A 13,329-nucleotide genomic window follows, 5' to 3' on the forward strand; every position below is an offset into this window, starting at 1 on the left:
TGGCAGGGTCAAGCCCCACCGCGACGTAAAGCAGCGCGTCACAGGCTGTGCAGGCAGGACAGGATTGCCGCGCCGAAGCGGTCCACGCGCGCATCGTCCATGCCCTTTATGCGGGCAAGTTCCGAATCGTTCGCGGGCCGCCGCTCGGCAATCGCGCGCAAGGTGGCGGGGGCCAGGGTCAGCAGCTTGTCCGTGCCGCCCTCGCCCCGCTCCAACCCGCGCGCAATATCGGCCAACTCATCGAACAGCGCACCCGCCTCGCGCCCAGCCAGCTTGCGGCGCTGGGGGTGCTGGGCATCGGGCATAGCCCCGGTAATGACTGCCAGGAACTCTGCCCCATAGCGTTCCAACTTGGTCGCCCCCACGCCAGAGATACGCGCCATCGCGTCCATGCTGTCGGGCCGGGTTTCTGCCATTTCGATCAACGTGCGGTCGGTGAATATGACGTAGGCAGGCACGCGGGCCGTTTCAGCCAGTGCGCGGCGCTTGGCCTTCAGTGCGGACAAAAGCGGCGCGTCCTCGTCAGATACCAGAGCCTTTACCGCAGGTCCGTCGCGGGCGGTGGTGATCGTGTCCTCGCGCAGGCTGATTTCGGCCTCGCCGCGCAGGATGGGTCGGGCGGCTTCGGTCATGCGCAACGCGCCGTGGCGCTCGGCATCGGGACGGACCAGATCGCGCCCCATCATCTGCCGGAATACCGCCTGCCACTTGGCGCGGCTTAACTCACGACCCACGGCAAAGGTCGGCAGGTGGTCATGCCCGCGCGCCTTGACCTTGTCGGTCGCGTTACCGGTCAGAATATCGACCAGATGGCCCACGCCAAAGCGTTCATCCGTGCGCAACATGGCTGACAACGCCTTGCGCACCGGGGTCGTAGCGTCGAACAGCTTGACCGGACGCGCGCACAGGTCGCAATTCCCGCAAGGCTCTGACGCTTCCCCGAAATAAGACAACAGCACCCGACGCCGACAGGCCGCCGCCTCTGCCAACCCCAGAAGCGCGTTCAGGCGCACATGGTCCGCCTCTCGCCGCTCTGGAGGCGCGGGGCTTTCATCTATCTGGGCGCGACGCAGGCGAATATCGTCTGGGCCATATAGGGTGAAGGTGTCGGCAGGCGCGCCATCGCGCCCGGCACGGCCAATTTCCTGGTAATACGCTTCGATGGATTTCGGCAGATCCGCATGGGCGACCCAGCGAATATCGGGTTTGTCGATGCCCATACCGAACGCCACGGTCGCCACCACGATCAGATCATCCTCGCGCTGGAACAGTTCTTCGACGGCGCGGCGGGTGTCCGCCTCCATCCCACCATGATAGGCGCGAGCGTTGTGGCCTGCCTCGCGCAGCCCTTGCGCCAATGCTTCGGTGCGCGCACGCGTTGCGCAATAGACGATCCCGGATTGGCCACGCCGCGCGGCAGCATAAGTCAGGATTTGCTTGCGGGGGCTGTCCTTTACAGTGAAGTTCAGCGTGATGTTGGGTCGGTCAAACCCGCGCAGAAAGATGTTCGGCGCGCGCCCTTCAAATAACCGCTTCAGGATTTCAGCGCGGGTTTCAGCATCTGCGGTCGCGGTAAACGCCGCCATCGGCACATCCAGCGCACGGCGCAGATCGCCGATGCGCAGGTAATCGGGCCGGAAGTCGTGCCCCCATTGGCTGACGCAATGCGCCTCATCAACGGCAATCAGCGTGCAACGCGCGCGGCGTAACAGGTCTAGTGTGCCCGAAGAGGCCAGCCGTTCGGGCGCGATATACAGCAGCTTCAATTCCCGCCGGTCAATCGCCTCGAACACCGCGTCGCGCTCGGCTTCGGTGTTGCCAGAGGTCAGCGCGCCTGCGGCCACACCCAGCTCCTGCAAGCCGCGCACCTGGTCGCGCATCAGCGCAATCAGCGGCGAGATGACAAGCGTCATTCCATCACGACACAGCGCCGGTAGCTGAAAACACAAGGACTTGCCGCCGCCCGTGGGCATGAGCGCCAGTGTATCCTGGCCTGCGGCCACAGATTCCACGATTTCGGCCTGTCCGGGGCGAAACCCGTCAAAGCCGAATACTTGTTTAAGTATGGCCTGCGGGTCTGTCCCCTCAGATGAACATGGCAGCATTATTGGTCAGAATGATCTGGATTGCATAAATTGCCAAAAGTGCAACAAGCGGCGCAAGGTCGATGCCACCCAGATCGGGCAGGAAACGGCGAATGCGCATGTAAACGGGTTCCACCAACCGGTTAATCCCGTCCCAGATCGAAGCCACAATGGGCGAGTTCAGGCTAAGCACGTTGAAATTTATCAGCCAGCTCAGGATGATATGCGCGATGATGATGAATTGCGCCACGTTCAGCACAAGCAGGATAATCTGGATGATCGACAGCATCTTGGGCCTTTTCCATTGGGTTGCTTCATCTCTAAGGGTGCAGGCCGGCAAGAGCAACCGTTTCGCCTGTCTGGACATGCGCGGCGCAATCGCTAGGTAAGAAGGGTTGCCAAAAAGGACTAGCCGAATGCTCGTTATCCTGTCGCCCGCAAAGAAACTGGACTGGACAGCCCAGCCCGATGCCACCACCCGGCCAGATTTTCAGGCCGATGCCGTTGCGCTGGCAGATGTGGCGAAAGAGCTGGGCACGCCGGGATTGAAAAAGCTGATGCATATCAGCGACAAGCTGGCAGAGTTGAACCTTGAGCGGTTCGAAAGTTTCAAAGCCGACCCAGAGCCAGAGGCCACCCGCCCCGCGATCCACGCTTTCGCGGGCGACACCTATACCGGGCTGGATGCAGGTTCTCTTGACCCGGATGCGCTGAACTGGGCCAAAGGGCATTTGCGTATTCTGTCGGGCCTATACGGCCTGCTGCGACCTTTTGATGCAATGCAACCCTATCGCCTGGAAATGGGCAGCCGGTTGAAGACCGAAAAAGGCAAATCGCTTTATGACTATTGGGGCGACCGCATTTCGCAGGCGCTGAACGCCGCAGCGGCAGAAGCGGGCGCAAAGGTGATCGTGAATTGCGCATCACAGGAATATTTCGGCGCGGTGGAGCTTGGCGCACTGCGCCCGCGCGTCATCACTCCTCAATTTCTGGACAGCAAGGACGGCGCAGAGCCAAAAGTCATCAGCTTTTACGCCAAGAAAGCCCGTGGCGCGATGGCGCGCTTCGTGATGGAACACCGTTTGACCGACCCGGCGGAATTGCGCGCGTTCGACAGCGGCGGCTATGCGTTTGATGCCAAGCAATCATCCGAAGACCGCCCTGTGTTCATCCGGGAAATCTGACCCCGAATCTAGGCGCGCGGCTCCGCTTTGCTCAAGACCCCGTTACCGCGTGCGTCCGTATCTGGACATTGTTCGGTGGTTTGCGGAAGCTGTATTTGCGCTGGTTGCGACCCCGGCGAGAAACATCATTTTCATTCGTGCGGGGAGGCCCGCGTTCCACGGGAAGAACCGCGCGACATGTTTGGCCAGCAGGATGCGACCAATGGGGATACGACCAGGGTTTCCCATGGCGATGGCCCAACCCGTGGCCCAGCAGATGCCGGTTTGCGGGCTGCGCCCCTTCGGACAGAGGCCCAAATGGCAGAGCAACCCCATCGCCCGGTTCAGGATATCCTAGATCGGCTACGCAACGTCTCGGACGCCGCCTCGGTCAGTTTCGGGGACATCCTGCATGCGATGGATAAAGGCGGGCAACCGGTGCTGTTGCTGTTGCCCGCACTGATCCTTGTGTCACCGCTCAGCGGCATTCCGGGGTTGTCGTCCTTGGGCGGGCTGACAATTGCGCTGGTGGCCGCCCAAATCCTGTTTGGACGCCGCACGATATGGTTGCCAGGTTTCATCTTGCGGCGGCAACTGCCGACAGCGCGGCTGGTCTGGGCGGTTTCGAAGCTGGATAAACCTGCGGGTTTCATCGACCGCAAGACCGTTGCACGCGCGGAATGGTTTTTCGCCTTTCCGGGGCGTCAGATACTACTGCTGACCTGCATGTCATGCGGCGCCATCATGCCTTTCTTCGAGCTGGTGCCGTTTTCGGCCACGTCGCTTGCGGTTGTCATAAGCATTCTGGCCAGCGCGCTTTTGGTGCGCGATGGCCTGCTGGCAGGTCTTGGTCTTGGTGGGCTTGGCCTGACCGTGTTGCTGATCGCGAAGCTGGCGACGCAGTAAACGCGGCGCCTATTCCGCCGCACGCAAGGGCAATTCCGGTTCGATATCCGGGTCATGCGTGACCGTGACGGGCCGCGCTGGCGGCAAGCCAGTGTCCCAGATCAACTCTGTATCGCGTATCCGCGAAAGTTTCTTTTCAAGCGCCCGGTCGCGCCGCGCAGCACTTCCGCGCTTGGCAAACAGCCAACGCAGGCCCAGTGCCCCACGATACGCGCCTTTCTCTATCCAGACCCGAAGCGCCAGCATTGCCGGTGTCAGCATCAGCGTCAGAACCGTCGCCACGCCCAGACCGAACACGACCGCTGTGGCAAGCTGCTTCCACCAAAGCGCGGTCGGGCTGTCGATGCTGTAGCCGCCATTGGCGAAATCGAGACTGATCCCCAGCATCATCGGCGTCAGACCGGCCATAGTGGTGATTGTGGTCATCAAAACAGGCCGGATACGAGCCTCGACGGTGCGGATGATCGCCTCGATCCGAGGCATGATCTTGGCATAGCTTTGGTATGTGTCGATCAGCACGATGTTGTTGTTCACCACGATCCCGGCCAGCGCCACGATCCCCGTGCCAGTCATGATGACAGAGAAGGTCTGCTCCATGACCAACATCCCGATCAGCACGCCCGCGCTGGACAGGATGACCGCCAAAAGCACCAGCACCGAATTGTAGAAACTGTTGAACTGGGTCAGCAGGATCACGAACATCAGGCCCAGTGCCGCGCCAAACGCATATATCAGGAATTGCTGGCTTTCCTGCTGGTCCTGCTGCTCGCCGGTCCATTCCCAATCCACGCCCGCAGGCAAATCGGCCTCTGTCTGCAACCAGTCGGTCAGCGTCTGAATCCGTTCGGTGGCGTTAATGGGCACCGAACGCCAGTTGTTGCGCTCCATCTCTGCCACGGTTTCCGTGGCAAGCGCATGGGCCTGCGTGCCGGGTTCGTTTTCGGCAGGGTGGGTTTCGGCCCGCGTGACAACGCGCTGCACATTGCCATCCGCATCTACCAACTGTTCCAGATTGGGGCGCACATCGGCTTTCACGTCGAAATAGCGCTGCTGGTCCATCCGGTCGATGCGCGAACGGCTGGCCACGGTTTCCGTAGTTATGAAATTCGACAGCGGCACCATGCCGAAATTGGTCTGCACGCGCAGGGTTTCCAACGTCGAGAGCAAGCGGTTTTCCTCTGGCAAACGCACGCGGATGTCGATTTCCTCTTCCGAGGTATCGACGCGCATCGTGTCCAGCAACAGGCCACGCGTGACAAGCTGAACCATGCCGCCAATCGTCTGCACATCGGCGCCGAAGCGGCCTGCAATTTCGGTATCGACATTGATCTGCCAGTCAATGCCGGGCACCGGGCGGGTATCTTCCAAGTCGAACAAACCAGCGGTGTCAGCGAACTGGGCGCGCACCTGCTCCACCGCTGTTTCCAACGTGGCGAAATCCTGCCCGGTCAGCCGCAGATGGACAGGCTTCGCGCCGGCTGGCCCGCCCGCCTGAATAAGCGTTTCAGCGTAAATGCCGGGGATCTCGGACAGGCGCGCCTGCATCCGCTCGACAATCCGCGAGCCGGACATGGCCGGGTCATCCGTGCGTGTCTGCCAGCTTGTCAGCTCAAACTGAACCTGCCCAACCGCGTCATTGGGCGCACTTGTGCCACCCGTATTGGTGTTCAGCCCGCCATCACCAGCAAAGGCAAAGACCGAATCCACCCCCTCGGTGGTCAGAGCGACCTGTTCGGCCTGCCGCACCAGCGAATCTTTCTCATCCAACGACAGATTGCCGCGCGCGCGGACATAAATGATGCCTTGTTCGGGTTCCGTCTCTACGAAGAATTCTACCCCGCGATTATTGGCACCATAATACTGGAACACCGCCATCACGAACGCGACCACCGCGACCGCAGTCACAATCGGCATGACCGGGTTGCCGACAACGAACCGCGCCAGCCATCCCGTAATACCGTAATGGCGGCTGGCATCGATTGTCTTGGGTTTGCGACGAATGGCAATCGCACCAAAGGTGATCGACACGCCAAAGGCAGACAAGATCATCAGCACAGCACCGGGCAGCAATTGCACCACAGATTGGGCAGCTTGCGTGCCCCCTGTCAGGTAGCCGGGGTTCAGAAGCAGCATCGCCCCCATCCACAGCCCAACCACGGCCAAAGCGGCAAAAGGCAAGCGCAACACCCAAGGCAGACGACGCAAGGCATCCGATATCTGGCCCACACGGCGCGCAATCCGGCCCGTGACACCGCCCATGACCGGCAGGAATACCAGCGCGACAATCAGCGAAGCGGTCAGCACGAAGATCAGCGTGACCGGAAGCATCCCCATGAATTCGCCCGCCACGCCGGGCCAGAACAACATGGGCAAAAACGCGCAAAGCGTTGTCGCCGTAGAGGCAATGACCGGCCAGAACATACGCTGCGCGGCACGGACATAGGATTGCATTGGCCCATCGCCTGCCGCGATCCGCTTGTCGGCATATTCCGTCACGACAACCGCACCGTCGACCAGCACACCCACGGCCAGGATCAGCCCGAACATAACGATATTCGACACCGCCACGCCCATGACGCCCAGCAGGATAAAGCACAGCAGGAACGAGGCCGGAATCGCGAAACCCACAAGCAACGCAGAGCGCGTGCCAAGGGCCGCAAGAACCACGATCATCACCAAGGCGATGGCGGTCAGGACAGAGCCTTCCAACTGGCGCACCATTTCATCCACCTGCACCGACTGGTCGAGCGCGGTGGTAACATGGACAGAACTGCGCAGTTCGGCATCCCAACTGGCTTGCTCTGCCTCTATGGCGGTGCGCACAGCAGCAACCGTGTCGATGGCGTTGAAGCCTTTGCGCTTGACGACCTGAATGGCAAGATTCTCTTCGCCATTGAAGCGCGCCGTGCCTTCGCGGTCGGCAAATGTCAGGCGAATCTCTGCCAGATCTCCCAAGGTCACGACCGAATCGCCGTTTACCTTGATTGGCAGCCTGTAGATGTCCTGCGTGCTCTCAAAGGTAGAGGGCACGGTGACAGAAAACGCGCCGCTGGCGGTTTCGACCTGCCCTGCGGCAACAAGCTGGTTATTCGCGCCGACCGTCTGGATCAGCTCACCCGCCGTCACGTTATAGGCTTCCAGCTTCAGCGGGTCGATCAGCACCTCGACCATCTCATCGCGGGCACCGGCGATTTCGGCTTCCAGCACGGAATCGAGCGCCTCGATCCGGGTTTGCAGGCTGCGGGTCGCACTTAGAAGCGTGCGCTCGGAAACATCGCCCGACAGGGCAACAATGACGATCGGAAATTCGGAAAAGTTAATCTCTGTCAGGGTGTAATTCTGCGCGCCGCTGGGGAATTGCGCTTCGGCGCGGGTCATGGCGTCCCGAATGTCGGCCATGGTTTCGGACTTGTTCCAGCCAAATTCAAATTCCAGAACCGCCGCGCCAATGCCATCGGCTGAAAAGGCACCCAGCTTTTTCAGCCCGTCCAGCCCGGCCAGTTCGGTTTCCATCGGCTTTACAATGGCATCCTCGGAATCGACCGCGTTAATACCCGGAAACGGCACGGTGATGATAACGGCGGGCACCTCGATATCCGGCTCGCCCTCTTTGGGCAGGCCGAAATAGGCGGCCGCACCGACCCCAAGGGTCATGACCACAAGAGCCAGAACCATCCGCGCATGGGTCGCGGCCCAGGAAACGATGCCGATCATTGCGCGGCCTCCTCGCGCCATGTCACGTCAACCATGGCCCCCGCACGGGTAAATTCCTGCCCAACGATGATTGCGCCAATTTCCGTGGGCAACCCGGCCAGCCAGATGCCTTGATCGGTGTCGCGCAACACGGTCGCTGGCGCAAAACTGACATGACCTTCGTCATCCACCAAGCGCAGCCCCAGTTCGCCCGCGTCGTTCAACGTCAGGGCAGACGCCGGGATCAGATGACCCTCGCGGCCATCAGCCTCTACCATGATATCAGCGCTTTGACCGTCGCGGATGCTGTTATCGGGGTTCGGGACCGTCACCTCGACGCGGAAGGTGCGTGTGGCAGGGTCCGCCGAGCGGGCAATAAAACTGACCTGACCAACCACTTCGCGTCCCCCGGCCAGCCGTGCCCCGGCACGCGCGCCTTCAGTCAGGCGTGCGACCTGCAATTCATTCGCGAAGCCGACCAGCTTCATCGGGTCAAGCTGGATCAACGTCGCGCACAGCGCGCCGGGCTGCAACAGACTGCCCAGCTCCGCCGTATCGGTTTCCAGCAATCCATCGAAAGGGGCGTGCATGACCAGTCGCGCCATGTCTTCCACCGCGCGGTCCAGCCCGGCTTGCGCCGCTTGCAACGCGGCGCGGGCGCCTGCAAGGCGCGTTTCGGGGGCGAAACCGCCCTCGCGCAGCCCTTCGGCGGCGCGGAAATTGATCTCGGCCTCACTCAGGCGCGCGCGCGCTTCGTCCAGCGCCGCGCGGCGCACACCCGGTGCGACTTCGCATAACGGATCGCCCGCTGATACACGCGCACCGCGGCGCAGCGGCTCTGACACCACAAGGCCGGACGTTTCAGACCGGACCTCGACCGAGCGCGGGGCTTCTGTTCGTCCACGCAGCACAACGCTGCTGTCAACCGGCTGCGCGACCGACCGCATTGCAACCACTTTGACCAAATCCCTGTCCGGCGCGTCATCAGTCTGAGCTTCTGCTTCCGTCACAACGCCGGCGAAGCTGAACAGCGTGCCGCGCTCCATCACCAGAAAATAGAGAGCAGCCACAACCGTTAACGCTGTGACTAGTGGAAAAATGCGCATTGCCGCCTCTTGGTCCAAACTTTCCGTGCATATAGCCTCTATACGCTAGACTAACCAGTTCAGATTTATTTTGCAGGTGCAGAATCGTATGGTGCGATATTTTTATTCACAGCGGCTGCACAGCCCGCTTGCAGCCAGCAGGGCTTGGCAATTACCCCCGCTTCACGCTAAGACAACGCAAGACCCAGTGCAAAGGTGCCCGACGTGAGCAATCCGGAAAGTTTCATCGACGAGGTCAGCGAAGAGCTTCGGCGCGACCGGGCCATGCAATACCTGCGCAAATATAGCTGGATCGCTGTGTTGCTTGTGCTGTTGCTGGTTGGTGGCACAGCATGGAACGAATGGCGCAAAGCCAGCGCGCAAGCCAGTGCAGAGGCATTTGGCGAAAGCGTTCTTGCCGCCTTGGAAAACGACGATAGTGCTGCGCGCGTCGCTGCATTGTCCCAGATTGACGTGACAGGTGCGCAACAGGGGCTGCTTCAGCTTTTGCGCGCCGGTGAATTGCTGGAAACCGACCGCGGCGCGGCGATGGACGCGTTTCAGGCCGCCGCGCAGGATGAAAGCCTGCCCGATGCCTATCGCCAGCTAGCCGCACTGAAACGGGTGATGGCAGGGCAAGGCATTCTGCCCCTGGGAGAGCGCCAGACCGTGATCGCGGGTCTGGCGCAGCCCGGTCAACCCTTCCGCCCGCTGGCGCTGGAACAAAGCGCTCTGCTCGCGCTTGAAGAGGGCGACGAGGCGCGCGCCATAGAAATTCTGCAAGACCTGTTGCAACAATCTGACGTGTCCGCGGCCCTGCGCCAGCGCGTCACGCAACTTTTGACTGGCCTTGGGGCCGAAACCGGCGCCGCGTGACGCGCGGGCACAGCAAGATAGGAGCCTGAGGTGAGATTTTGGACATCCGCAACCTTGCTTGCCATGGCGCTCGCCGTGACAGCCTGTGACCGCGAATTCATCCTCGAAGGCGCGCGGTTCCCGCTGCGCGCGCCCTTTGCCGAAAACGCAGGCGAAGCCGCCGCAAGCCGGGCAGAGCCAATCAGCCTGCCCGGAACGCAGGTCAATGCAGCCTGGACGCACCGTCTGGGCACGCCCAATACACGGATTGCACACCCGGCGCTTGGTGCGACGCTGACCCAGCAATGGGCTGCCGATGTCGGCCAAGGTGACGGACGACGCCACCGCATCACCGCCGAACCTGTCGCAGCAAATGGCATCATCTACACGCTGGACAGCCGGGCGCAAGTGACGGCCACAAACACTGCCGGAGCAACGGTCTGGACGCGCGATCTGACACCTACCGCCGACCGCCGCGGCGACGGCGCCTCTGGCGGCGGCTTGGCATTGGCGGATGGACGGCTTTATGTCACCTCGGCCTTCGGCAGCCTGACTGTTATCGACTCGGCCAACGGCGATCTTGTCTGGACCAAAGCCTTTGACGCGCCCGTAACGGCCCCGCCAACGGTCGCTGGCGACCGGGTCTATGTCGTCGCCGCCGACAGCACAGCTTGGGCGCTGGAAACCCGCGATGGCAAAACGGACTGGCAATTGCCCGGCACGCCCTCGGTCGCCTCTATGGTGGGCGGCGCGGCACCGGCGGTCGCGGGTGCGCTTGTGTTGTTCCCGACCCCGTCGGGCGAATTGATTGCGGCACAGCGCGACACCGGCATGATCGAATGGCGCACCAGCATCGCGGGCACGCGGCTGGGCGTGGCCTATGCCCGGATCAAGGATATCACCGGCGATCCTGTCATTTCCGGAAATCGCGTCTTCATCGGCAACCAGTCCGGCCGCGTCATGGCGCTGGATCTTGCCAATGGCGCGCGGCTATGGACCGCCGACGAAGCCGCCTATGGCCCGGTCTGGCCCGTGGGTGGGTCGGTGTTCCTGATGTCGGATCGCAACCGCCTGGTCCGTCTTGATGCCGCGACGGGCGAATTCATCTGGGGCCAGCCGCTTCCGCTGCACACGACCGAACGCGAACGCAAACGCGCAGAGATTTACGCGCATTTCGGCCCGCTTCTGGCCGGGGGGCGATTGGTCGTCGCCTCGAGCGATGGCATGATCCGCAGCTTCGATCCGGCCAATGGCGCGCTTGTGGGCGAGGTCGATCTGCCCGGCGGTGCGGCCAGCGGCCCGATTGCCGTGGGTGGAACGCTCTATGTCGTATCCAAAAGCGGGAGCCTGCTGGCCTATCGCTAGCCATTGCGCTATAGCGCGTTTTCTGACAGGCCCCGCCCGGCGCGGGGCCGTCCTGCGTTTTTGTCCCCGGAGGGATACATGAGCTTCAGCCTCGCCATCATTGGCCGCCCCAATGTCGGCAAATCAACCTTGTTCAACCGACTGGTCGGCAAACGTCTGGCACTGGTCGATGACCAGCCCGGCGTGACCCGTGACCTGCGCGAAGGCGCAGCCAAGCTGGGCGACCTGCGCTTTACCGTGATCGACACGGCGGGGCTGGAGGACGCGACAGATGACAGTCTGCAAGGCCGTATGCGCCGCCTGACGGAACGGGCGGTGGACATGGCAGATATCTGCCTGTTCCTGATCGACGCACGTGCAGGCGTAACCGCCAGCGACGAAGTCTTGGCCGAGATTCTGCGCAAACGCGGCACCCATGTCATTCTGGGCGCGAACAAGGCCGAGGGTCGCGCAGGCGAAGCCGGGGTGCTGGATGCCTACGGGCTTGGCCTGGGCGAACCGCTGCGCCTGTCTGCCGAGCATGGCGAGGGTATGGACGAACTGTATCACATACTTCGTCCACTGGCCGAGGAATACGAAGAACGGGCAGAGGCCACTGCCCCCGTGGTCGATCTGGATATCTCCGACGAGGACGAGGATGAGGTTCCCGACCACACGCCCAGCGCCGCACGTCCCTTGCAAGTGGCGGTTATCGGGCGGCCCAATGCGGGTAAATCCACGCTAATTAACAAAATCTTGGGCGAAGATCGCCTGCTGACCGGGCCAGAGGCAGGAATCACCCGCGATTCGATCTCGTTGTCGCTGGACTGGATGGGCACGCCGACCCGCATTTTCGACACGGCGGGCATGCGCAAGAAAGCCCGCGTGGTCGACAAGGTCGAAAAACTGTCCGTGGCTGACGGATTGCGCGCCGTGCGCTTTGCAGAAGTTGTGGTCGTGCTGCTGGACGCCGCGATCCCGTTCGAATCCCAAGACCTGCGCATTGCCGATTTCGCCGAAACCGAAGGGCGCGCGGTGGTTGTGGCCGTCAACAAATGGGACATTGAAGAAGAAAAGCAGGACAAGCTGAAAGAACTGCGCCACAAGTTCGAGAAGCTGCTGCCTCAGTTGCGCGGCGCGCCGATGGTCACAGTATCGGCCAAGACCGGCAAAGGGCTGGACCGTCTGCATGACGCCGTTCTGCGCGCGCATGATATCTGGAACCGCCGCGTCGGCACCGCCAAGCTGAACCAATGGCTGGAAGCGATGGTCACGGCGCACCCGCCGCCCGCACCGGGCGGCAAGCGCATCAAGCTGCGCTACGCGACACAGGTCAAGACACGGCCCCCGGCCTTCGTGGTCATGTGTTCACATCCCGAAGACCTGCCGACAGCCTATAGCCGTTATCTGGTCAACGGCTTGCGCGACAACTTCGACATGCCGGGGACACCGATTCGCATGTTCATGCGGTCCCAGAACGACAAAAACCCGTTCAAGGGCCGCAAGAAAGCGCCGCCGTCGAAACTACGCAAGCATCTGGAGGGGCGCCGCGAGAGCTGATCTCCGTCTGCCCCGCGCCGGGTTGTCGCTATGGCGTGGGCAACTTCACGCTTTCCACCCGGCGCAACACCTGCGTCACGTCCAGATCATAGGCCGCCGCGCGCACCTGCATTTCATGCAGCGCGATCCAGCCGTCATCGTCCAGCCAGTAGCGCAGGAACATCTGCGCATCTTGTTGGCTATTGGCTGTATAGCGGCCCTCGACAAGCTGATACCGCGCGCCATCGCGGGTGTCGGTGCCACATGCGATGTCGTGGCGCGTTTCGGAGTCTTGCCGCAATTTCTCGCGCCCGGCCTCGCGCTGTTCGGCGGTGAAGCGACCCAGTTCTGACCAGCTTTGCCCGCCATCGGTGGATTGATACATCACATCGCCGCGCTGCATGGACCACGGCAGGGCTGCGGGCTCCACCGCCTCGCTTAACCAATCGCCTGTCTCATCCGCCGAGTGGCGTGTGATTGTGGGTGGTGCACCGTTGAAGCTTTGCGTAGCTTCAATCACGACCGGTACCTCCGGATTGCCTTCGACCATCAGGCGCAGGAATAACGCGTCGCAATCCTCGGCGTTTGCGGCAGGGGCCAGCAGGACAAGCGCGATGACAACGTATCGGAACATGGCAACACTCCCAGTTCCCAAAACGC

10 protein-coding genes are annotated in these 13,329 nt (G+C 61.9%); 5 read left to right on the top strand and 5 right to left on the bottom strand.

Annotated features, from left to right (window positions below; genetic code table 11):
• Positions 1-38 precede the first annotated feature (38 nt).
• Positions 39-2,105 carry a DNA helicase RecQ gene (recQ, locus tag M3N55_RS02785; protein ID WP_249056166.1) on the bottom strand — a complete coding sequence of 689 codons (2,067 nt, stop codon included), beginning with the start codon at positions 2,103-2,105 and terminating at the stop codon, positions 39-41.
• Entirely contained in the window at positions 2,086-2,373 is a 288-nt protein-coding gene (locus M3N55_RS02790; protein WP_249056168.1) for a YggT family protein, read from the bottom strand. The genes recQ and M3N55_RS02790 overlap by 20 nt, the downstream gene beginning before the upstream one ends.
• Before the next feature lie 127 nt (positions 2,374-2,500).
• Here M3N55_RS02790 and yaaA point away from each other — a divergent pair, with 127 nt between their 5' ends.
• Both yaaA and M3N55_RS02800 read left to right on the top strand, forming a co-directional pair.
• Positions 2,501-3,268, top strand: coding sequence for a peroxide stress protein YaaA (gene yaaA / locus M3N55_RS02795; RefSeq protein WP_249056169.1), 768 nt, complete (start codon positions 2,501-2,503; stop codon positions 3,266-3,268).
• A 297-nt stretch (positions 3,269-3,565) separates the two neighbouring features.
• Complete coding sequence (locus M3N55_RS02800; protein ID WP_249056171.1) at positions 3,566-4,153, top strand: exopolysaccharide biosynthesis protein; 588 nt, start codon at positions 3,566-3,568, stop codon at positions 4,151-4,153.
• 9 nt (positions 4,154-4,162) lie between these two features.
• Here M3N55_RS02800 and M3N55_RS02805 read toward each other — a convergent pair whose 3' ends face one another.
• The gene (locus tag M3N55_RS02805) at positions 4,163-7,867 is read right to left on the bottom strand and encodes an efflux RND transporter permease subunit (protein WP_249056173.1); all 3,705 of its coding nucleotides are present in this window, start codon (positions 7,865-7,867) and stop codon (positions 4,163-4,165) included.
• Positions 7,864-8,952, bottom strand: coding sequence for an efflux RND transporter periplasmic adaptor subunit (locus M3N55_RS02810; protein WP_249056175.1), 1,089 nt, complete (start codon positions 8,950-8,952; stop codon positions 7,864-7,866). Before M3N55_RS02810 ends, M3N55_RS02805 begins: the two co-directional genes overlap by 4 nt.
• A 204-nt stretch (positions 8,953-9,156) precedes the next feature.
• Here M3N55_RS02810 and M3N55_RS02815 point away from each other — a divergent pair, with 204 nt between their 5' ends.
• The 3 genes from M3N55_RS02815 (at position 9,157) to der (ending at position 12,690) form a co-directional block, all read left to right on the top strand.
• Positions 9,157-9,807, top strand: coding sequence for a hypothetical protein (locus tag M3N55_RS02815; RefSeq protein WP_249056176.1), 651 nt, complete (start codon positions 9,157-9,159; stop codon positions 9,805-9,807).
• A 30-nt stretch (positions 9,808-9,837) separates the two neighbouring features.
• Positions 9,838-11,151 carry a PQQ-like beta-propeller repeat protein gene (locus tag M3N55_RS02820; protein ID WP_249056178.1) on the top strand — a complete coding sequence of 438 codons (1,314 nt, stop codon included), beginning with the start codon at positions 9,838-9,840 and terminating at the stop codon, positions 11,149-11,151.
• A gap of 78 nt (positions 11,152-11,229) precedes the next feature.
• Positions 11,230-12,690, top strand: a complete 1,461-nt coding sequence (gene der, locus M3N55_RS02825) for a ribosome biogenesis GTPase Der (protein ID WP_249056181.1) — start codon at positions 11,230-11,232, stop codon at positions 12,688-12,690.
• A gap of 28 nt (positions 12,691-12,718) precedes the next feature.
• Here der and M3N55_RS02830 read toward each other — a convergent pair whose 3' ends face one another.
• The gene (locus M3N55_RS02830; RefSeq protein ID WP_249056183.1) at positions 12,719-13,303 is read right to left on the bottom strand and encodes a hypothetical protein; all 585 of its coding nucleotides are present in this window, start codon (positions 13,301-13,303) and stop codon (positions 12,719-12,721) included.
• Positions 13,304-13,329: the final 26 nt, after the last annotated feature.

Source organism: Roseinatronobacter domitianus (genome assembly GCF_023336755.1).
Taxonomy (GTDB): domain Bacteria; phylum Pseudomonadota; class Alphaproteobacteria; order Rhodobacterales; family Rhodobacteraceae; genus Roseinatronobacter; species Roseinatronobacter domitianus.